Annotated in this window: 18 protein-coding genes and 1 pseudogene; 15 read left to right on the top strand and 4 right to left on the bottom strand. The window is 73.9% G+C overall.

What is annotated here, in order from left to right; all coding sequences use genetic code 11:
* Window positions 1-13: 13 nt before the first annotated feature.
* The 4 genes from Pdca_RS20005 to Pdca_RS19990 are packed head-to-tail and all read right to left on the bottom strand — an operon-like array spanning window position 14 to window position 5,202.
* On the bottom strand, window positions 14-1,132 hold the full coding sequence (locus Pdca_RS20005) for an S-methyl thiohydantoin desulfurase family protein (protein WP_085916344.1): 1,119 nt from the start codon (window positions 1,130-1,132) through the stop codon (window positions 14-16).
* The gene (locus Pdca_RS20000) at window positions 1,129-2,259 is read right to left on the bottom strand and encodes an S-methyl thiohydantoin desulfurase family protein (RefSeq protein ID WP_085916345.1); all 1,131 of its coding nucleotides are present in this window, start codon (window positions 2,257-2,259) and stop codon (window positions 1,129-1,131) included. Before Pdca_RS20000 ends, Pdca_RS20005 begins: the two co-directional genes overlap by 4 nt.
* The gene (locus tag Pdca_RS19995; RefSeq protein WP_085916346.1) at window positions 2,256-3,839 is read right to left on the bottom strand and encodes a hydantoinase/oxoprolinase N-terminal domain-containing protein; all 1,584 of its coding nucleotides are present in this window, start codon (window positions 3,837-3,839) and stop codon (window positions 2,256-2,258) included. The genes Pdca_RS20000 and Pdca_RS19995 overlap by 4 nt, the downstream gene beginning before the upstream one ends.
* A gap of 28 nt (window positions 3,840-3,867) precedes the next feature.
* Window positions 3,868-5,202 carry a purine-cytosine permease family protein gene (locus Pdca_RS19990; RefSeq protein ID WP_085916347.1) on the bottom strand — a complete coding sequence of 445 codons (1,335 nt, stop codon included), beginning with the start codon at window positions 5,200-5,202 and terminating at the stop codon, window positions 3,868-3,870.
* 154 nt (window positions 5,203-5,356) lie between these two features.
* Between Pdca_RS19990 and Pdca_RS19985 the strand changes: the two genes are divergently transcribed.
* The 15 genes and pseudogenes from Pdca_RS19985 (at window position 5,357) to Pdca_RS19915 (ending at window position 21,154) form a co-directional block, all read left to right on the top strand.
* The gene (locus Pdca_RS19985; protein ID WP_085916348.1) at window positions 5,357-6,349 is read left to right on the top strand and encodes an LLM class F420-dependent oxidoreductase; all 993 of its coding nucleotides are present in this window, start codon (window positions 5,357-5,359) and stop codon (window positions 6,347-6,349) included.
* Between the two features lie 4 nt (window positions 6,350-6,353).
* Window positions 6,354-7,280 carry a site-specific tyrosine recombinase XerD gene (locus Pdca_RS19980; RefSeq protein ID WP_373865513.1) on the top strand — a complete coding sequence of 309 codons (927 nt, stop codon included), beginning with the start codon at window positions 6,354-6,356 and terminating at the stop codon, window positions 7,278-7,280.
* A 132-nt stretch (window positions 7,281-7,412) separates the two neighbouring features.
* A complete protein-coding gene (locus tag Pdca_RS19975; RefSeq protein ID WP_085916349.1) occupies window positions 7,413-8,273 on the top strand; it encodes an endonuclease domain-containing protein in 861 nt (286 codons plus the stop codon).
* 110 nt (window positions 8,274-8,383) lie between these two features.
* A complete protein-coding gene (locus Pdca_RS19970) occupies window positions 8,384-9,064 on the top strand; it encodes a DUF4097 family beta strand repeat-containing protein (RefSeq protein ID WP_125911487.1) in 681 nt (226 codons plus the stop codon).
* 191 nt (window positions 9,065-9,255) lie between these two features.
* Window positions 9,256-10,149, top strand: a complete 894-nt coding sequence (locus Pdca_RS19965) for a ParA family protein (RefSeq protein ID WP_085916351.1) — start codon at window positions 9,256-9,258, stop codon at window positions 10,147-10,149.
* A 5-nt stretch (window positions 10,150-10,154) separates the two neighbouring features.
* Window positions 10,155-11,015: pseudogene (locus tag Pdca_RS37025) on the top strand (segregation and condensation protein A); the annotation flags it as partial.
* A 799-nt stretch (window positions 11,016-11,814) separates the two neighbouring features.
* Window positions 11,815-12,663: an SMC-Scp complex subunit ScpB gene (scpB, locus tag Pdca_RS38060; protein ID WP_197720091.1), complete on the top strand. Its 849-nt coding sequence runs from the start codon at window positions 11,815-11,817 to the stop codon at window positions 12,661-12,663.
* A 5-nt stretch (window positions 12,664-12,668) separates the two neighbouring features.
* A complete protein-coding gene (locus tag Pdca_RS19950) occupies window positions 12,669-13,430 on the top strand; it encodes a pseudouridine synthase (RefSeq protein WP_085916352.1) in 762 nt (253 codons plus the stop codon).
* 2 nt (window positions 13,431-13,432) lie between these two features.
* Window positions 13,433-13,795, top strand: coding sequence for a chorismate mutase (gene aroH / locus Pdca_RS19945; protein ID WP_085916353.1), 363 nt, complete (start codon window positions 13,433-13,435; stop codon window positions 13,793-13,795).
* A gap of 116 nt (window positions 13,796-13,911) precedes the next feature.
* The gene (cmk, locus tag Pdca_RS19940) at window positions 13,912-14,586 is read left to right on the top strand and encodes a (d)CMP kinase (protein ID WP_085916365.1); all 675 of its coding nucleotides are present in this window, start codon (window positions 13,912-13,914) and stop codon (window positions 14,584-14,586) included.
* On the top strand, window positions 14,583-15,284 hold the full coding sequence (locus tag Pdca_RS19935) for a lysophospholipid acyltransferase family protein (protein ID WP_085916354.1): 702 nt from the start codon (window positions 14,583-14,585) through the stop codon (window positions 15,282-15,284). Before cmk ends, Pdca_RS19935 begins: the two co-directional genes overlap by 4 nt.
* A 57-nt stretch (window positions 15,285-15,341) precedes the next feature.
* Window positions 15,342-16,754, top strand: coding sequence for a ribosome biogenesis GTPase Der (der, locus tag Pdca_RS19930; protein WP_174824334.1), 1,413 nt, complete (start codon window positions 15,342-15,344; stop codon window positions 16,752-16,754).
* Between the two features lie 2 nt (window positions 16,755-16,756).
* Entirely contained in the window at window positions 16,757-17,752 is a 996-nt protein-coding gene (locus tag Pdca_RS19925) for a quinone oxidoreductase family protein (RefSeq protein WP_085916355.1), read from the top strand.
* Between the two features lie 31 nt (window positions 17,753-17,783).
* On the top strand, window positions 17,784-18,038 hold the full coding sequence (locus tag Pdca_RS19920) for a hypothetical protein (protein ID WP_125911486.1): 255 nt from the start codon (window positions 17,784-17,786) through the stop codon (window positions 18,036-18,038).
* Between the two features lie 173 nt (window positions 18,039-18,211).
* On the top strand, window positions 18,212-21,154 hold the full coding sequence (locus Pdca_RS19915; protein ID WP_085916357.1) for a helix-turn-helix transcriptional regulator: 2,943 nt from the start codon (window positions 18,212-18,214) through the stop codon (window positions 21,152-21,154).
* The last annotated feature ends 10 nt before the right edge of the window (window positions 21,155-21,164 follow it).

The following is a 21,164-nucleotide window of genomic DNA, read 5'->3' as shown; positions in this document are numbered from 1 at the left end:
ACCGGTGGTGCGGTCAGACCCGATCGGTCGCGCGGTCCCGCTCGACCGGCACGAACGGCACGTCCAGCCCGAAACAGGCCGGGCCGAACACCGCGAGTGCCTCCGGGGTGCGCATCATGTCCGGGGTGGAGATCCCGACGACGACCACCCGTTGGCCGTAGCGCAGCGCCTCGGTGGTGATCGGCTCGCCGGACTCGGCCTCCAGCACGCAGATCAGGTCGGGGACGACGGCGACCGTCTCTCCGTCGACGGTCGCGACCAGGGTCTCGTTCTGGAACACGGTGTGCAGCTCGGCGCCGCCGTCGAAGGCCGCGAACCGGGCGCTGCCGCGGGCGAACCCGTCGACGGTGCGCCGCTCGACGTCGGTGACCTTCCCGGCGAACAGCACCCGCAGGTGCCGGTAGAGGGTCGGGGCGAGGGTCTCGGCGATCGCGCTGACCGGGTCGTGCAGCCGCTCGCGGGCCTCCCTGATCGCCCGGCCGAGCCGCAGCGCCAGGGTGAGGGTGTGCGGGATCGCGGTGCGCCGCACGTCGTGCCCGGACATCGGGTACTCGGCGATCAGCGCGGAGCCGCCCATTCGGATCGCCGTGCCGCGGGCCAGGTACTCCATCCGATGGTTGTCGGCGCCGGTGTCGATCAGCACCGACTCCCCGTGGTCGCCCGCGACGACCATCGGGGACCCGGCGACCCCGTAGACGCCGAACGTCTCCATCTGCAACTCGGGGAACGCCCGGCCCATCCCGTCGGCGTCGATCACCGGGAGCCCGGTCCTGGCGGCGACCAGCAGCGGGATCATCGAGTTGATGCCACCGCACTCCATCGGGATGGTCGCGTCCGCGGTGCGGCCCAGATGCGCTTCGAGCCGGCGCAGCGCGAGCACCGGCTCCTCCCCGCGCGGGATCTTCTCGATCATGACCGTGGGGGCGCCCATCATCGCGGTGGCGATGACGAACGCCTCGTCGGCGAGGTCGGCCGGATCGTGTGGGTCGAGCACCGTCACCGGACCGTGCTCACGCATCGCCTGTTCGACCATCAGCCTGCCGATGTAGGGATCGCCGCCACCGCCGGTGCCCAGCAGCGCCGCGCCGCGGGCCAGGTCGGGCAGGTCGTCGGGGGTCAGGGTCCAGCTCACGCGGTTCCTCCTGGTGCGCCGACCCGCACCGGGTCGGTGTCGTAGCCGAAGTAGCGGGGTCCGACGACGGCGAGCGCGGCCGGGGTGTGCCAGCGCGGGTCCGCCGGGGCGCCGAGAACACTGACCCGGTGCCCGAAGCGCAGCGCCTCGGTGGTGACCGGCTCACCGGTCGCGGTGTCCAGCACCATGATCAGATCGGGGGTGGTGGTGACGATCCGGCCGTCGACCTCGGCCAGCAGGTGCTCGTTCTGGAAGCGGAGCAGGCAGTCGCCGCCGTCGCCGGTGATCCGGGCCTCACCGCGGGCGAAGCCGGTGGTGGTGCGCCGGGCGACGTCGACGACCTTGCCGGTGTGCAGCACCGTCCCACCGGTCTCGGTGGCGACCGCGGCCACCGGGTCATCGAGCCCGGCCCTGGCCGCGGCGATCGCGCGCCCGATCCGGACGCAGAGCCCGAGCGTCCCGCCGATCAGCGTCTCCCTGGCCTGCGCGCCGGTCATCGGATAGTTCGCGATGATCGCGGTGCAGCCCATGGTGATCGTCATCGACCGCGCCAGATCCTCCGCCCACTTCGCGGTGGGGCAGGTCAGCACGCCGGTGTTGCCCTGCTCGTCGGTGATCGACATCGGGGTGGCGGGCACCCCGGCGATCCCGGGCAGCACCATCTGCAGCTCCGGGAACGCCCGGCCCATCCCGTCCCCGTCGACCAGCGGGAGGCCGAGCAGTGCGGCCCCGGCGACCGGCAGCGTCGAGTTGATCCCGCCGGCCTCGATGCAGGCGACGTGCGTCGGGGTGCGCCCGAGGTGCTCGGCCAGCGTGGTGACGGCCCGCCCGATCTCGGCGTAGGCGGGCAGCTTCTCCACACTCACGGTGGGTGCGCCCATCTGCGCGACCGGCAGCACACAGGCGTCGTCGGGAAGATCCTCGGGCCGGACCAGCGGGACCGGGCCGTGCTCGCGCAGGGCCTGCTCGGCCAGCAGCCGTCCCAGGTAGGGGTCCCCGCCGCCGCCGGTGCCCAGTACCGCGGCGCCGCGGGCGAGATCGGGCATGTCCTCGACGTCGAGGACCGGCCGGACCGGCGGCGCGATGACGCTCGCAGCCGGCGACTCCGGGAACCAGGCCGCGTTCATCGGGCGCTCGCCCGCTCCAGCCGCAGGTCCCCGACCGCCTTCGCGCGGATCCGGGTGGCGTTGCCGGGCAGGTAGGGGATCGGGACCTCGTCGAAGTCGACGAGTGCAACGGTCGCCGGATCGGCACCGGAGGCCACCGCACGGTCGACCGCCTCCTGCCTGGCCTCGTCGACGACGGCGTCGCGGCGGCCGGGCGCGATCGCGTAGACCCGGTCGACCTCGCCGCCGACCTGCGCGATCGCCGCGCCGATCGCGTTCGCCACCGCGAAGTTCTCCGGCCGGTGTACGGCGCCCAGCCCGGGGAACCCGTCGGGCAGCAGCACCGATCCGCCGCCCACCGCGACGACCGGGAGCGGATCGGCGGAGATCCGCATCCGGTCCACGACGTCGGCGACGTCGGTCGCGATCCGGTCCAGCGCGGCGGCCACCAGATCCGGCGCGAGATCGGCGACCAGGGAGCCGTCGCCGATCTCGGCGCGGCCCGCCGCGACCGCGATGTCGGTGGCGGTCAGTGTGTCCCCGCCGAAGACCAGTGCCTTCTCGGTCAGCCGGTAGCCGACCGAGTCCGGCCCGACCGTCACCGCGCCGTCCGAGCGGACCAGCGAGCCGCCACCGATCCCGACGCTCAGCACGTCGGGCATCCGGAAGTTGGTGCGGACCCCGGCGACGCTCACCTCCACCGCGGCCTCCCGGGGGAACCCGTGGGTGAGCACGCCGACGTCGGTGGTGGTCCCGCCGACGTCGACGACCGCGCAGCTGCCGAGCCCGGACAGCACGGCCGCACCGCGCATCGAGTTCGTCGGCCCGGAGGCGAAGGTGGCCACCGGGTAGCGGCGGGTGTAGCCGACGTCCATCAGAGTGCCGTCGTTCTGGCTGAGGTAGAGCGGTGCGGCGATGCCGGCGCCGGAGACGGCGCCGGCGAGTGCGTCGACGATGTGCGCCGCGAGCTCGCGCAACGCGGCGTTGATGATCGTCGCGTTCTCCCGCTCCAGCAGGCCGACCCGGCCGATCTCGTGCGAGAGCGAGACCGGGACGTCCGGGCCGAGCTCCTCGGCGAGAATCTCCGCGGCGCGCACCTCGAACTCGCTGTTGACCGGGGAGAACACCGACGACACCGCGACCGAGCGGACCCCGTGCGCGGCCATGTCGGCGGCGTGCAGCCGGATCTCGTCCGGGTCGAGCGCCGAGATGTGCCTGCCGTCGAACTCGTGGCCGCCGTGCGCGAGATAGGACCGGCCGGAGATCGCGCCGATCAGTCGCTGCGGCCAGTCGACCATCGGCGGCAGCGCCGCCGTGGCCGGGAGGCCGAGCCGCAGCGCCGCGGTCGGGGCCAGCCGCCGGGCCTCGACGAGCGCATTCACGAAGTGCGTGGTCCCGATCATCACCGCCTCCACGTCCGACGGGGTGAACGGGTGGCGCTGCTGCAGCCCGGCGAGCGCGCCGACGATGCCGGAGGTGACGTCGTCGGTGGTCGAGGACTTGACGGCCGCCAGCACCCGGCCCGGGCCGGAACCGCTCGCGTCGTCGCCGAGCAGGACGGCGTCGGTGTTGGTGCCGCCGACGTCGATGCCGATACGCATGGAAAAGGGACCTCCAGGGTGAGTCCGCTCAGGGACGGACGGGTGCGGTGCTGCGCTGCGGAAGCTCGGTCCGGGACTCGCCGAACCCGCGGATCAGGCCCGCCTTGCCGGCGACGACGTAGAGCACGAACGCGACGACGATCGAGTTGATGCTGGGCAGGCCGATCTCCACCAGGCCGCCGACCAGGCCCGCGACCACCCAGATCAGCAGCGTCGCCGGAACCCAGGTGGGCGAGGTCGGCGGCAGCTCGCCGCGCTCCCGGGAACGCTCCAGGTCCCCGCGCCAGCGCTTCACCACGAAGTACTCGGCGACCATGATCCCGGCGATCGGCGGGAACGCGATGCCCAGCAGCGACAGGAACCCGGTGAACTGGCCGAGTATGCCGCCCGCCGCCAGCGCCGAGCCGACGACGCCGAGCAGGAACGTGGCCAGCGGCCGGTTGACGGTGCGCCCCAGCACGGTGCCCGCGAAGTTCACCACGCCCAGACCCGCCGAGTAGAGGTTCCAGTCGTTGATCTTCAGGGTGCCCAGGATGATGATCAGCGTTCCGATCCAGCCGACCGACGACGTGACGATCATGATGATGTCGTCGGAGCGGATCGCGTGCGCCAGCAGGACACCGGACATGCCGATCAGCCACTGGCCGAGTGTGAAGCCGACGACGGTCTGCTTCACGACGTCGGCGGAGCTGCGGTTGAACCGGGTCATGTCCGGGGTGATGATCGCGCCGACGATGAACCCGCCCGCGACGAGCGTGGTGGCTTCCACCATCGACAGCGCGGGACCCGGTGGCGGGCTCGCCGTCAGCGCGCCGAGGTCGTGGCCCAGCAGCACGCTCCCGATCGACCAGCAGACCAGCGCCAGGAACGCGGGCACCGTGATGTAGGCGACCCACTGCATGGAGCCGAAGCCCCACAGCACGATCATCGTGACCGCCAGTCCGAAGACCAGCGACCAGGCCCAGGCCGGCAGCCCGCCGATCAGCGTGACCAGGCCCTCGGCGGAGACCCCGGACTGGATGCCGAACCAGCCGACCAGGCTGATCCCGATCGCGACGCCGATCAGTGCGCTCCCGCCCTGGCCGAACCCGGTCCACCGGGCCAGCACCGAGGTGTTCAGGCCCTCGCGGCAGCCGATGATCCCGACGCCGATCGCGACGATCTCCAGGATCACCGCGCCGAGGGTGAAGGCGATGAAGGCGTCCCAGAACCCCATCCCGAAGCCGAGCGTCGACCCGAGCAGGAACTGGCTCAGCGCCGACACCTGCCCGAAGCGCTGCACCGCGACGCTCCACCAGGAGTACCGGGCGTGCGCAGGCACCCTGGCCAGTGCGTAGTCGTCCGTGCCGACCCCACCGCTCATGGCTGTTCTCCCTCGGCCCTCGTGCGGGTGATGGTCGGCAACGCTAGGTGCAGGTCGGAGCCCGGTCACGGGTCACTGTGTGGAATCGGACGGCCCCGACTGTGCAGAGTGCACTCCTCGCGCCGGACGGGCGCGGGCGTCCTAGGCTCGGCCCATGCGCTTCGGACTCTTCGTGCCCCAGGGCTGGCGACTCGATCTCGTCGGTATCGACACCAACGCCCAGTGGGACGTCATGCGTGGCCTCGCCGAGTACGCCGACCGCGGCGACGTGTGGGAGTCGGTGTGGGTCTACGACCACTTCCACACCGTTCCGGCGCCGACCGACGAGGCCTGTCACGAGGCGTGGAGCCTGATGGCCGCGTTCGCCGCCAGCACCGAGCGGGTGCGGCTCGGCCAGATGTGCACCTGCATGGCCTACCGCAACCCCGCCTACCTGGCGAAGGTCGCCGCCACCTGCGACGTCATCTCCAAGGGCCGGGTCGAGATGGGCATCGGCGGCGGCTGGTACGAGCACGAGTGGCGGGCCTACGGCTACGGGTTCCCGCGCCCCGGCGTCCGGCTCGGGATGCTCGACGAGGGCGTGCAGATCTTCGCGCAGGCGTGGCGGGAGGGCCGGGTCAGCCTGGACGGGAAGCACTACCAGGTCGACGACGCGATCGTCGCACCGAAGCCGCTGCAGGACGGCGGCATCCCGCTCTGGATCGCCGGCGGCGGGGAGAAGGTCACGCTGAAGATCGCCGCGAAGTACGCGCAGTACACCAACTTCGACGGCACTCCCGAGGGGTTCGCGCACAAGTCCGAGATCCTCGCCGGGCACTGCCGCGAGCTCGGCACCGACTTCGACGCGATCGTCCGGTCGTCGAACTACAACATCGCGATCGGCCGCACCGAGGACGAGGTGGAGGACCGGCTGCAGCAGCTCGTCGCCCGGCTGGAGCCGCTGGTCGGGAAGGAGAAGGCGCAGGGTGCGCTCGGCGCGTTCCGCGGGATGCCCGGCTGTGGCACGCCCGAGCAGATCATCGAGAAGCTCTCGGTGTTGCGGGACAAGGGCATGAGCTACGCGATCTGCTACTTCCCGGAGGCCGCCTACGACCGGTCCGGGATCGAGCTGTTCGAGCGCGAGGTCGTCCCGGCGCTGCGGGGCTGAGCCGGTGGTGCCGTCGCCGGAGCAGGTCGTCGAGGACTATCTCGGGCATCTCGCCGTCGAGCGCGGGCGGGCGCAGAACACGCTGCGCTCGTACCGGCTCGACCTGGACCGCTACACCGAGCACCTGGCGTCGGCGGGCCGGAGCGATATCGCCGCGGTGCGCGAGGCCGACGTGTCGGCGTTCGTGACGGCGCTGCGGACCGGGGAGCGGCCGCTCGCGGCGTCCTCGACGGCGCGGGCGCTGGCGGCGGTGCGCGGGCTGCACCGGTTCGCCGTCCGGGAGGGGATCGTCCCGGCCGACGTCGCGGCCGCCGTCGCACCACCGTCGCTGCCGTCCCGGCTGCCGAAGGCGCTCTCGGTGGACCAGGTCGACCAGCTCCTCGCCGGCTGCGTGTCCGACGGGCCGATCGGGCTGCGGGACCGGGCGCTGCTGGAGCTGCTCTACTCCACCGGCGCCCGGATCTCCGAGATCGTCGGCGCCGATCTCGACGACCTCGATCCCGACGCCCGAACGATCCTGTTGCACGGCAAGGGGAACAAGCAGCGGATCGTGCCGGTCGGACGGCCGGCGCTGGCCGCCGTCGACGCCTACCGGGTGCGCGCTCGTCCGGACCTGGCCACCCGCGGCGCCGGGAGCCCGGCGCTGCTGCTCAACGCCCGTGGCGCCCGACTGTCCCGGCAGAGCGCGTGGCACGTGCTGCGCGGGGCCGCCGAGGCGTCCGGGCTGGAGCAGGCGGTGGTGGCGTCGGTGTCCCCGCACACCCTGCGGCACTGCTTCGCGACGCATCTGCTCTCCGGCGGGGCGGACGTGCGCGTGGTGCAGGAGCTGCTCGGGCACTCCTCGGTCGCGACGACCCAGGTCTACACCCACGTCACGGTGGACACGCTGCGCGAGGTCTACGCCACCGCACATCCGCGCGCCCGCGGCTGATCACGGATCGGGAACCGGATGCGTCGGTCACCGAACGTCCCGGTTCCCGATCCGTGATCACCCGGGTTCGCGGGCGCGAACGGTTGCGCCGGATCCGGGCCGGGCCCTGGGAGGGGTGGGCAGGGTCGGGGGATGGATCCGGCACGGGTGCTGCGGGAACAGGACGGCGTGCTCACCGCCGCCCAGGCCGGGGCGTGCGGGATCTCGGCGCAGGCCGCCCGGCGGCGGATCGCGGCCGGGCGGTGGTCGGCGCCCTTCCCGGGCGTGTTCCACGACCGCGGGCACCGGTACGGGCCGCGGGCCCGGATACGCGCGGCCGGGCTGTGGTCCGGGGGCGTGGTGTCCGGACCGGCGGCGGCGTGGTGGTGGGGGATGCTCGACGCGGTGCCCGCGGTCGTCGACGTCACGGTGCCCCGGAGCAGACGCCGGCGGGCGCGGCCCGCGGTCCGGGTGCGGCGGCGCGATCTCGATCCCGCCGACCGGGTGCTGCGTCACGGTCTCGGGGTCACCGGCCGCCCGCTGACGGTGCTGGAGACCGCGGCCGTCCTTGACGACGGAGCGGCACTGCTCGACCGGGCCCTGCAACGATGGGTCACCTTCGATGCGCTGCACACCGCCTGGTGCCGGATGGCCGGGGCCACCGGCGCCCACCGGGCCCGGGAGCTGCTCGTCGCCGCGGCCGATCGGGCCGGGTCGGGTGCGGAACGCCGGCTGGTCCGATTGCTCCGCGCCGCCGGTATCGACGGGTGGGTGCTCGGCCACCGGATCGGCCCCTACGAGCTGGATCTCGCGTTCCCGGCGATCCGGCTCGGCGTCGAGTTCGACGGCTGGGCCTGGCACAGCGACGTCGTCCGGTTCCGCAACGACCGCCGCAAGGGCAACGAGCTCGCCAACGCCGGCTGGACGGTGCTGCGGGTGACCTGGCACGACCTGGACACCGCGCCCGGCCGGGTCCTCGCCCAGATCCGGCAGGCGCTGCGCCGGGCCGGCTGATCACGAATCGGGAACCAGGACGTTCGGTGACCGAGCGCCTCGGTTCCCGATTCGTGATCACCCGACCCGGCGGCGGGGACCGTCGGCGAGGGGACTACCTTCCGGAACCGATGCGATACGGAGTGTGGGTCGTCGGGGTCGTGGCGTGCCTGGTGATGGCCGGGTGCGGCAGCAGCGGACCCGAGCAGCAGGAGAACGTCGACGACCGGATCGACGGCGCCGTCTCCCGGGTCGAGATCGACTCGGATGCGGGTTCGGTGCGGCTGGTCGCCGGTGCGGAGTCCTCGGTCGCGCAGGACCTGCGCTGGACCGGGGACGCGAAGCCGCAGGTCGATCACCGGCTCGACGGCGACATCCTGCGGATCACCGCACGCTGCCCGGGCTCCGGTACCGACCGTTGCCAGGCGGGTCTGGTGGTCACCGTGCCGGCCGAGGCGTCCTCCAGGGTGGAGCTGTCCGCCGGCGGGATCGAGGTCTCCGGCCTGACCGGCGAGCAGGACGTCCGGACCAGCGCCGGTGGGGTCACCGGCACCGGTCTCGGCCCGGGTTCGGTCACCGCGTCGTCCACGGCGGGTGAGGTCGATCTCCGCTTCGCCGAGGCGCCCCCGGAGGTGGACGCGGAGTCGACGGCCGGGGCGGTGGAGATCCGGGTGCCGATCGGGCCCGCCTACTGGGTCACCGCCGAGACGACCGCGGGCAGCAGCACCGTCGAGGTCCCCGACCAGCCGGGCGCCGACCACCGCATCAACGCGCGCAGCACGGCCGGGAGCGTGTCGGTCCTGCCGGGCTGAGGTGCACGGCGACACGCCGGGCCCGGGCGCCGGGGAACCGCCACGTTGCGCGGGTAAGGTTGCGATATCAGTTCGCGAGGTGCACGGCGAGGCGTGTTGCCGCACGTGGGGGCGGTTCCTACAGTGCGGGTCCGGATCAGTGCAGTTGACCCAGGACTCGGTACGCACCCCACGACGAGACCGGAGACCGCATGAACCCGACGCGGCCGGAACCCCAGGACCGGCACGACGACTCGGCCGACGAGTCGTCGCCGACCCCGGGGCGAGGCATTCCCCGCACCAGCAGCCGTGCGCCGGAACCGGCGCCGCTGACCGTGCACGGCCCGGCCCGGGTGATCGCCGTGGCGAACCAGAAGGGCGGCGTCGGCAAGACGACGTCCACCATCAACCTCGGTGCCGCGCTCGCCGAGTACGGCCGCAAGGTGCTGCTCGTCGACTTCGACCCGCAGGGTGCGCTGTCGGTGGGGCTCGGTGTGCAGCCGCACCAGCTCGAGGCGACGGTCTACAACCTGCTGATGGAGCGCGGCGTCGAGGCCGACGAGGTGCTGCAGGACACCGGCGTCGAGAACATGGACCTGCTGCCGTCCAACATCGACCTGTCCGCCGCCGAGGTGCAGCTGGTCACCGAGGTCGGCCGGGAGCAGGCGCTCGGGCGGTCGCTGAAGCGGTTCCTGCCCGACTACGACGTCGTCCTCATCGACTGCCAGCCCTCGCTCGGCCTGCTCACCATCAACGCGCTGTCCTGCGCCGACGAGGTGCTGATCCCGCTGGCGTGTGAGTTCTTCTCGCTGCGCGGGGTCGCGCTGCTGATGGACACGATCGACAAGGTCACCGACCGGCTCAATCCGGACCTGCGGCTGCTCGGCGTGCTGGCGACCATGTTCGACACCCGCACGCTGCACACCAAGGAGGTGCACGACCGGGTGGTCGAGGCGTTCGGGGAGAAGGTGTTCGACGCCGTCATCAACCGGACGATCAAGTTCCCGGAGACCACCGTCGCGGGTGAGCCGATCACGGTGTGGGCGCCGACGTCGTCCGCGGCCGCGTCGTACCGGATGCTGGCCCGGGAGGTCATCGCCCGGTGACGCTGCTGGCCGACGGCCCGGGTGGGCCCGTCCCGGAGAACCTGGACGACGGCGACGTCGCCGCACCGCGGTCACGGCGCTTCACGGTGCGCCTGAAGAACTTCGAGGGCCCGTTCGACCTGCTGCTGCAGCTCATCGGCAAGCACGAGCTCGACGTCACCGAGATGGCGTTGCACAAGGTCACCGACGACTTCATCGCGCACCTGGCCTATCTCGGCGACGACGCCGATCTCGACGAGACCACCGAGTTCCTGGTCGTCGCGGCGACCCTGCTCGACCTGAAGGCCGCCCGCCTGGTGCCCGGCGCCGAGGTCGAGGACGACGAGGACCTCGCCCTGCTCGAGGCCCGTGACCTGCTGTTCGCCCGGCTGCTGCAGTACCGCGCCTACAAGCAGGCGGCGCAGCTGTTCGTCGAGCTGGAGAACGGTGCGATGCGCCGGTTCCCGCGGTCGGTGTCGCTCGAGGACCGGTACGCCGAGCTGCTGCCCGAGGTGCTGCTCGGGGTCGACGCGAACGCATTCGCCGAGCTCGCCGCCGCCGTGTTCCGGCCGAGACCGCCGGAGGAGGTCGGTGTCGACCACCTGCACGCGGTGCACGTGTCGGTCGCCGAGCACACCCAGCTGCTGCGCGAGCGGCTCGCCGTGGTCGGGACGGCCACCTTCGCCGAGCTCACCGCGGACTGTGTCGGCACGCTGGAGGTCATCGCCCGGTTCATGGGGCTGCTGGAGCTGTACCGGGAGCGTTCGGTCGCGCTGGAGCAGCCGGAGCCGTTCGCCGATCTGACCGTCACCTGGACCGCCGACCGCACCGACGACCCGGTCGCCTACGCGGCCGCGCTGGAGGACGAGCGGGCCGCGGCGGAGGAGGCGGTACAGGCCAGGAACAAGCGGCGGCGGAAGAAGAACCGGGTCGACGAGGCGGTTGCGGACGACGCGGCGGATCCGGGGGGTTCGGATTCGGACGGCTCGGATTCGGACGGCTCGGATCCGGAGGACTCCGAGCTGGAGGGCTCGGATCTGGACTCCGGCTCCGAGGACTCCGACTCCGACTCCGACGATTCCGGTCCGGGCGACGTCGACCCGGACTCCGACTCGGCATCGGCCTCGGGCGACGCCGATCCTGACGGTGCCGATCTGCACGACGCCGATCTGTACGACGCCGATCTGTCCGGATCCGACCCGGACGGCTCGGATCCGGACGGCTCCGCCCCGTACGTCGGCCCCGGCCCCGACGGCCCGGATCATGCTGCCGAGCCGGACCGGGCTGCCGGCCCCGGCCCGCGCGACGGCACGGGGCCCGATCGCGAGGGGACCGGGACGACCGGTGGCTGAGCCGGACGACCGGCCGGGGTCCGACGACCCGGAGGACCCGTCCGAGCTGATGCGCCTGATCGGCCGCACGGTGCCGCGCAGCCCGCACGCGGGCGCGAAGCGGACGGCGGCCGAGCCGATGACCGAGGACGGGCCCGGCGACCCTGCCGCGCCGAGCGCCGCCGCACCAGGCCCTGCCGCGCCGAGCGCTGCCGCGGTGCCCCCGGCCGTGACGCAGCCCGATGCGGCATTGCAGGACGCCACGCGACCCCGGACGGTCCCGGCCGACACGGCCCTGCCCGAGCCGCCCCTGCCCGAGCCGCCCCTGCCCGAGCCGCCCCTGCCCGAGCCGCCCCTGCCCGAGCCGGCGCAGCCCGACGTACCCGCAGCCGCGGCACCGCCCGCCGTCCCGGCACCGGATGCCTCCGACAGCCCGGCGCCCGGTGACCTCGAGGCACCGGCGGCCCCGGCCCCGCACACACCGGCCCCGCACACACCGGCCCCGCACACACCGGCCCCGCACACACCGCCGCCGGACGACCGAAGCGGCGCCCCGGCTCCGCCCGAAGCCCCGGAGCCACCTTCCGGCGCCGCCGAGCCCGAGGAGGACCCCGACGAGGTACACCCCGGTGCCGACGAGCCGTCGTTCGCCGAGCTGGCCGACGACACCGAGCTGGAGAAGACCCTCGAGGCACTGCTGCTGGTCGTCGACACCCCGGTGGACGAGGAGTCACTGGCGACCACCCTCGATCAGACCCCGTCGCGGATCCGGCAGACCCTCAACCGGATGTCGCTCGCCTACACCGCCGACGACCGCGGCATCGACCTGCGCCGGGTGGGCGGGGGCTGGCGGTTCTACACCCGCGACCGCTACGCCCCCTACGTCGAGAAGCTGCTGCTCGACGGCCAGCGTGCCCGGCTCACCCGGGCCGCGCTGGAGACCCTCGCCGTCGTCGCCTACCGGCAGCCGGTGACCCGGGCGCGGGTCGCCGCGGTCCGTGGGGTGAACTGCGACGGCGTCCTCCGGACCCTGCTCACCCGCGGTCTGGTGGAGGAGGCGGGAACCGAGGAACACACCGGAGGGACACTGTTCCGCACCACCGAACTGTTCCTGGAACGGCTCGGACTCTCCTCGGTACAGGAGCTGCCGCCGCTGGCGCCGCTGCTGCCCGACATCGACGCGATCGACGACCTGGAAAGCTAGAGGACATGAGCAACACACACGACCCCGACGGAGTCCGGCTGCAGAAGGTGCTGGCCCGCGCGGGTGTCGCCTCCCGGCGGGCCGCGGAGGAGCTGATCGCGCAGGGGCGCGTCCAGGTCGACGGCGTGACCGTCCGCGAGATGGGCCGCCGGATCGATCCGGACACCGCCGTCCTGCACGTCGACGGCGCCCGGATCACCTTGCGCGACGACCAGGTCTATCTGGCGCTGAACAAGCCGCGTGGCCTGCACTCGACGATGTCCGACGACCTGGGCCGGCCCTGCATCGGTGATCTGCTCGCCGACCGGGTGGAGCTGATGAACGAGGCGCAGCGGCTGTTCCACGTCGGCCGTCTGGACGCCGAGACCGAGGGGCTGCTGCTGCTCACCAACGACGGCGAGCTGGGGCACCGGCTGATGCACCCGTCCTACGAGGTGCCCAAGACCTACCTCGCCGAGGTGTCCGGCATGCCGGCCCGCGACCTGGGCAAGCGGCTGCGCGAGGGGATCGAGCTGGACGACGGCCTCGCCCGGGTCGACTCGTTCAAGCTGGTCGACTCGCTGCCCGGCCGCGCGACCGTGGAACTGGTGCTGCACGAGGGCCGCAAGCACATCGTCCGGCGGCTGCTCACCGAGGTCGGGCACCCGGTGCAGCGGCTGGTGCGCACCGCCGTCGGCGGGGTGCGGCTGGGCAACCAGAAGCCGGGCAAGCTGCGTCCACTGGACCGGGTGGAGATCGGCGCGCTCTACAAGGCCGTGGGGCTGTAGCGGTGGCGGTGCGTGCGCTGCGCGGCGCCACCCAGGTCGACGCCGACGAGCGGCAGCTGATCCTGGACCGATCCGCCGAGCTGGTGAGTGCGGTCCTGGAGCGCAACGAGCTGGCCCCGGCGGACATCATCTCGATCTGGTTCACCGCCACCCCGGATCTCACCGCGGAGTTCCCGGCCTACGCCGCCCGGCTGCTCGGGCTGACCGACGTACCGCTGATGTGCGCCACCGAGATGTCGGTCCCGGGCGCACTGCCGCGGGTGCTGCGGCTGCTCGCCCACGTGGAGACCCCGAAGGATCGCTCCGAGATGCGGCACGTCTACCTGCACGGGGCGCGGGCGCTGCGCACCGACCTGCCCCGGTAGGACACCCCGCCCCGGGCGTGCCACACCGGACCGGCGAGAATGCCCGGAGGATCACGGGCACGGGATCACAGGTACGACAGTGTGGGGGACAGGTGGCCTTGCGGGGCGTCGTCGCGATGGACGGTCCGTCCGGGACGGGCAAGTCGACCGTCTCCCGGCGGCTGGCGCAGGCCTGCTCGGCCGCTTACCTGGACACCGGTGCGATGTACCGGGCCGCGACCCTGGCGGTGCTGCGCGCCGGGCTCGGTGAGCAGGCCCCGGCCGCGGAGCTGGCCAGGGCCGCGACGTCGGCGTCGATCGAGTCGGGCACCGACCCGGCCGCGCCGACGATCACGCTGGACGGCGCCGACGTCTCCGCGGAGATCCGTGGCCCCGAGGTGACGGCGCTGGTGTCGGCGGTCTCCGCGGTGTCCGAGGTCCGCACCGAGCTGGTCGCCCGTCAGCACGCGCTGATCCGGGCGGCGGTCGACGGTGGCGGCGGCATCATCGTGGAGGGCCGTGACATCGGTACCGTGGTGGTGCCGGATGCGCCGCTGAAGGTGTATCTGACGGCGTCGCCGGAGGTTCGCGCGGCGCGGCGCGGCAGGCAGGATGCGAAGGCGGGCCGGGACTCCGACCTGCACCGGACCCTCGCCGACGTGGAGCGCCGGGACCGGCTGGACTCGTCGCGGCGGGTGTCACCGCTGTACGCGGCGGCCGACGCACTCGTGCTCGACACCGACCTGCTCTCCGCGGACGCGGTACTGGACAGGCTGCGGGAGCTGGTCGCGGATCGGGGGCTGGACGGGTGAACCGACCGGGTGCCGGGCCGTCCGGGTTGACCCCCGGCAGCATCGGGTGGCTGCACGACCTGGCACGATGGCTCGGTACCTGGATCTTCACACCGTTCTTCCGGATCCGGGTGCGGCATCAGGACCGGATACCGGCCGAGGGGCCGGTGGTCGTCGTCGCGAACCACAGCGCGTTCGTCGACGGGCCGCTGCTGTTCGGCATGTTCGGGCGCCGGGTGGTGTTCCTGGTGAAGCAGGAGATGTTCCGGGGGCCGTTGCGGCTGCTGCTGCCGGCGCTGGGCCAGATCCCGGTCCGCCGGGAGGTGGCCGACCGGCGGCCGCTGACCGCCGCGCTGGACGTGCTGCGCGGTGGTGGTGTGGTCGCGGTGTTCCCGGAGGGCACCCGTGGCACCGGCGAGGTCGCCGCTGCCCGGCAGGGCGCGGCCTGGCTGGCCAGGACGGCGTCCGCGCCGCTGCTACCGGTGGCGGTGCGCGGGACACGACGTCCGGACGGGGTGGGACGCAGGTTCCGCCCCACGGTGGACGTGCTGGTCGGTGCGGCACTGCCGATCCCGTCCGCCCCCGGACGGGAGGGGCTGGCGGCGGCGACCGCGGACGTCGCGGACGCACTGCGGGCCCTGGTCCGCGAGCTCGACGGCGGCGGGCCGCGCAACGGAGACAGCTATGAGGCCGGATCGAACCGGCCGGGACGTGAGTGACAGGTGAGTGACAACAGGAGCGGCGCCGACATCGTCGGGGACGCCGACCGGGTGGAGATGGACCGGCTGGGGCTCGACCCCACCGAGTTCTTCGCCGTCGACGAGGAGGGGCACGTCGCGGCCGGGATCGACCCGGACGAGGTGCTCGCCACCCCCACACTGGCGGTGGTCGGACGGCCGAACGTCGGCAAGTCCACACTGGTCAACCGGCTGCTGGGCCGCCGGGAGGCGGTCGTGCAGGACGTGCCGGGGGTGACCCGTGACCGCGTCGTCTACGACGCGCTGTGGAACGGCCGCCGGTTCAAGCTGATGGACACCGGCGGCTGGGAGCCGGACGCCGCCGGGCTGCAGGCGTTCGTCGCCCAGCAGGCGGAGACCGCGATGCGGATGGCCGACGCCGTACTGCTGGTGGTGGACGCCTCGGTCGGCGCGACCGCGACCGACCAGGCCGTCGCCCGGGTGCTGCGCCGCGCCGACGTGCCGGTCATGCTGGCCGCCACCAAGGTCGACGACGACCGGCTCACCTCCGACACCGCCGAGCTGTGGCGGCTGGGGCTCGGCGAGCCGCATCCGGTGTCCGGCCTGCACGGCCGCGGCTCCGGTGACCTGCTCGACGCGGTGCTCGAGGTGCTGCCGGAGACCCCGCGCGACGACTTCGGCGCGTCCGGCGCCGGGCCGCGCCGGGTGGCGCTGGTCGGCAAGCCGAACGTGGGCAAGTCGAGCCTGCTCAACAAGCTGTCCGGGGAGATCCGGTCGGTGGTGCACGACGTCGCGGGTACCACGGTCGATCCGGTCGACTCGCTGGTCGAGCTGGACGGCGAGGTGTTCCGCTTCGTCGACACCGCGGGCCTGCGCAAGCGGGTCAAGATGGCGTCCGGGATGGAGTACTACGCGTCGCTGCGCACCAGCTCCGCGATCGAGTCCGCCGAGGTCGCGCTGGTGCTGATCGACGCCTCCGAGCCGATCGCCGAGCAGGACCAGCGGGTGCTGACGATGGTCGCCGAGGCGGGCCGGGCGCTGGTCATCCTGTTCAACAAGTGGGACCTCGTCGACGAGGACCGTCGTGAGCAGCTGACCCGTGAGCTGGAGCGGGACCTGATCAGCGTCCGCTGGGCGGAGCGGGTCAACGTCTCCGCGCTCACCGGGCGCGCCACCCAGCGGATCACCCCGGCGATGCGCCGGGCGCTGGAGTCCTGGGACACCCGGGTGCCGACCGGGCGGCTCAACCAGTGGCTCAACGACCTGGTCGCCGCGACCCCGCCGCCGGTCCGCGGCGGAAAGCAGCCGAAGATCATGTTCGCCACCCAGGCGCAGACCCGGCCGCCGACGTTCGTGCTGTTCACCTCCGGGTTCCTGGAGGCGGGCTACCGCCGCTTCCTCGAGCGCAGGCTCCGTGAGGAGTTCGGCTTCGGCGGCACCCCGATCCGGCTGTCGGTCCGGGTGCGCGAGAAGCGCCCGCGGAAGAAGTGACGATGCGCGCCCTGCTCGGCGGCCGTCCCGGATCCCGGAGCTGGGAGCTCGGCGAGACCGGGACGCCCGAACCGGGACCGGGTGAGCTGCTGGTCCGGGTGCGGGCGGCCGGGGTGAACCGGGCCGACCTGCTCGCGCTCGGCGGCGGCTATCCGGTCCCGCACGCCGATCCCGACGGCGTGTTCGTCGCCGGGATGGAGCTGGCCGGGGAGGTCGTGGCGGCCGGGCCGGGGACGGCCGGCCGAGGGCTGGGCGACCGGGTGTTCTGCAGCGCGCCCGCCGCGTTCGCCGAGTACGCGGTGGTCGACGCCCGCCGCGCGCTCCCGATCCCGGCCGGGCTGTCCTGGACCGACGCCGCGGCGCTGCCGGTGGCGCTGGAGACCGCGCACGACGCGCTGGTCACCCAGGCCGGTTTCGGCTCCGGCTCGGTACTGGTGCTGGGCGGGACGACCGGCGTCGGCCAGGTGGCGATCCGGCTGGCGCTCGCGCTCGGGGCCGATCCGGTGTTCGCGACGACCACCTCCCCGGGCAAGCAGGAGGCGATCATCGCGGCCGGGGCGGTCCCGCTGGTGGGCCCGGAGGGGCTCGCCGACCAGCTGCGGGCCGCGACCGGTGACGCCGGGGTGGACGTCGTGCTCGACCTGGTCGGCGGCGACCATCTCGCCGCCGCGCTCGGCGGGATCCGGATCGGCGGGACCGCGATCCAGGTCGGCCGGCTGGCCGGTCCGGCCGCCACCCTGGACCTGAACACGCTGTCGTTCCGGCGGTTGCGGCTGATCGGCACGACCTTCAGCGTGCGGAGCGCCGAGGAGCGGGCCGCGGTCGCCGCCGCCGTGCTTCCGGTGCTCGATCTGGTCGCGGACGGCCGGGTTCGTGCCACCGTCGACCGGGTCGTCCCGTTCGGTGAGGCTCCCGCGGCGCTCGAACACCTCCGATCCGGCGCGGCGGTCGGCAAGGTGGTCCTCGATCCGGCCGATCCCGCTCCGGGGCAGGCGTAACCGACGCGCCGTGTCCGGCGAGTGCGCAGTCGTGACGGTGTTCGAGCGGTGGTGGATCTGGCGGGTGCGCGCCGCCTGCGTGCTCGCCCTCGCCCGCCGTGGCGGCGACGCGCTGGTCGGCGACGCGTGCACCGAGGCGTCCTGGTACGCCGACATGATGCACCCGTGGGACGGCCGCGGCTGCGAACCCGCCGCCCGGGTGTACGCCTGGCTGAGCATCCTCGCGGCGCGAGGCACACTGGCCGAGGGCCGCTACTCCCTGGATCACCGACAACACCAGCACTGATGCCTCGTCGCAGGACGTTGGGGCCGAACTCGGCGGCCCAGCCGCCCGCTCGCGGCGTTGCCGAACGAGCCGAGTACCTCCCGGTACCGGGCCCGTCCGGCGCCTTGCGAGCGAACGCCTGGATCCACCGATTCCGACTCCAACGTCCTGCGACGAGGCACTAGCCTGTCCCGGTGAGTGACACACCGGCGGGGCGTCCCTTCCACGGTCGCTCCGCCGAGCTGGAGCTGCTGCGCTCGGCGCTGCGCGGCGCCGTCGCGCACGGTGCGTCCGCGGTGCTGCTCGGCGGCGACGCCGGGGTCGGGAAGACCCGGCTGGTCACCGAGTTCGGCCGTTCCGCGGTCGCCGAGGGAACCGTCGTGCTGACCGGGCGGGCGCTGGACATCGCCGACGCGCCGTCGTTCTGGCCGGTGGTGTCCGCGCTGCGCGAGCACGCCCGCAGCGGCACCGGGGAGGTCGCCCGGACGTTCGCCGCCGCGCTGGGCGACCTCGACGGCAGCGCCGGGGCGTCGGCGTCCGGCCGGGTCGAGATGCTCGGCGAACTGTGCGGCCTGGTCGGGCGGGCCGCCCGGGAGTCGCCGGTGGTGCTGGTCGTCGACGACCTGCACTGGGCCGACCGCTCCACCCGGGACCTGTTCGCCTACCTGCTGGCCGGGCTCGCGACCGAGCCGGTGCTGCTGGTCGGGACCTACCGTGACGATCCCGCGGGCGGCATCCCGGCCGTGCTGCTGCCGCTGGTCACCGAGCTGCGCAGGCACCGGGCGGTCACGTTCCGGCAGGTACGGCCGTTGCCGCGGGCCGAGCTCGCCGAGCTGCTCGGCGTGTGGGAGCCGGACCGTCCGGATCTGGAGCCGTTGGTGTGGGCGCACTCCGCCGGCAACGTGTTCCTGGCCGAGGAGACCGTGCGCGCGGTGCTCGACGGCGATCCGCGCGGGGTCCCGCAGACCGTGCGGGAGCTCGTCCGGGCCGGGGCCGCCGGTCTGTCGCCGGTCGCCAGGCAGGTCGTCCGGGCGATGGCCGCCGGGATCGGTGACGTCGAGCATCCGCTGCTCGCCGCCGTCGTCGACCGGCCCGGTGCGGAGCTGGCGGTCGCGGTGCGGGAGGCGGTGGACGCCGGGTTCGTCGTCGCCGCGGGCGACGACGGTTACGCGCTGCGGCACGGGCTGATGTCCGAGGTCGTCGCCGGGGATCTGCTCCCGGCGGAGCGGATCGACCTGCACGAGCGGTTCGCCCGCGCACTGTCCACCCACGACGGTCCGGGGGGCGCGGCCCGGCTCGCCCACCACTGGCAGCGGGCCGGGCATCCGGCGCAGGCTCTGGCGGCGACGCTCTCGGCCGCCGAGGAGGCGGAACGGCTGCGCGGCTACGCCGAGGCGCACCGGCACTGGCTGCGGGCGGCGACGCTGCCGGTCGCGGGCGCCGCCGCGGCCCGCGGCGGCTTCCTGGAGAAGGCGGCGGCCGCCGCCGAGCTCGCCGGTGACCACGAGTCGGCGGTCGCGCTGCTCTCCGAGCGGCTGTCCGGCCCGGAGGCACCGACCGGGCTGGACGAGGCGGTACTGCGGTCCCGGCTGGCCCGCTACCTGATGGCCGCCGGGCAGGTGGGTGAGGCGCAGGAGGCCGCGCGACGGGCGGTCGCGGTGCTGCCGGGGGACTCCGCGGACGGGACGCCCGGTACCGATGCCGCGCGGGCGGAGGTGCTCGCCGGGTACGCGACGGCGCTGCTGGCCCAGGCCGAGTTCTCCGCCGCCCGGGAGGTGGCCCAGGAGGCGCTCGTCCCGGCCCGCCGGGTCGGCGAGCCGCGGGCGCTGGCCTCGCTGCTGTCGGTACTCGGCTTCGGCGCGGCCTTCACCCGCGACGGCGAGGCCGGGCTCGAGGCACTGTCCGAGGCCGTCGGGATCGCCGAGGCGAGCGGCGACCCGGTGACGCTGGGGGAGTGCCTGCAGCAGCGGGCCGAGCTGCTGTCCGGCCCGCTGAACGCGCTCGACGACGGTGTCGCCGAGGCGCTGGCCGGCGCCGAACGGATGGCCGAGCTCGGCCTGGGCCGGACGGCGGCGGTGTCGCTGCGGGCGCTGGCCGCGAACGGGATGTTCCGGCGCGGCAGCTGGGACGATGCCGAGCGGCAGGTGGCGCTGGCGTGGGCGGCGGCACCCGCGGGCGCCCAGGCCGTCGAGGTGCGGCTGGCGCGGGCCCGGCTGCGGATGGGGCGCGGGGACCTGGACGGCTCCGAGGAGGACCTGGCCGCCGTCGAGCTCGTCGCGGGCTCGGCGGGGCTGCCCAAGCTGCGGCTGCCGCTGCTGATCCTGCGTGCCGGGCTGGAGATGTGGCGGGGCCGTCCGGAGCTCGCGCGTGAGCACGTCGGGGCGGGGCTCGACGTGGTCGAGTCCGGGATCGACGACGTCTGGGCGTACGCCCCGCTGCTCTGGCACGGCGCGCGGGCGCACTCCGAGGCGGTGCTCGCCGGACGCGCGCCGGACCCGAGCGGGCTGCGCAAGCACCGGAGTGAGCTGGTCGCCCGCGGCGACCGGTCCGTCCCGGCGCTGCGCGCGGTCCTGGCGACCTTCGAGGCGATGTGCACCGCCGAGGACGCCCGGGTCACGCCCGGGGCCGATCCCGGCATCTGGGCCGGGGTGGCGGACCTGCTGGAACGGCTCGGCCAGCCCTATCCGACGGCGTATGCACGGCTGCGCAGCGCGGAGGCACTGCTCGGCGCGCGCCGAGCCGGTGCCGGGACCGACGAGCTGGGCCGGGCGGCGTCCGGTGCGTGGGAGCTGCGGGCGGCACCGCTGCTGGCGGAGATCGCCGGCATCGCCCGCCGGGCGCGGGCGCCGATCCCGGAGCTGCCGGCGACCGTGGCGCCGCTGATCCGGGACCGGACGCCGCACACCGACCCGGCGCCGGAGAACCCGCTGACCGCGCTCACCGATCGCGAGCTGGAGGTCCTCGAGGTGCTGGCCGGCGGGGCGACGAACAAGGAGATCGCCACGACGCTGTTCATCGCCCCGAAGACCGTCGGCGCCCACCTCGCCCGGATCTTCGCCAAGCTCGGAGTCAGCAACCGGACGCAGGCCGCCGGAGTCCTGCGCCGATACGTGCCGGAGCGCGGTGTGACCGAATAGGGGCACGCTC

Origin of the sequence: Pseudonocardia autotrophica (genome assembly GCF_003945385.1) — a bacterium.
GTDB classification, from domain to species: Bacteria; Actinomycetota; Actinomycetes; order Mycobacteriales; family Pseudonocardiaceae; genus Pseudonocardia; species Pseudonocardia autotrophica.
The sequence above is the reverse complement of the archived record's forward strand: the minus strand, read 5'-3'. Positions and strand labels throughout refer to the sequence as shown.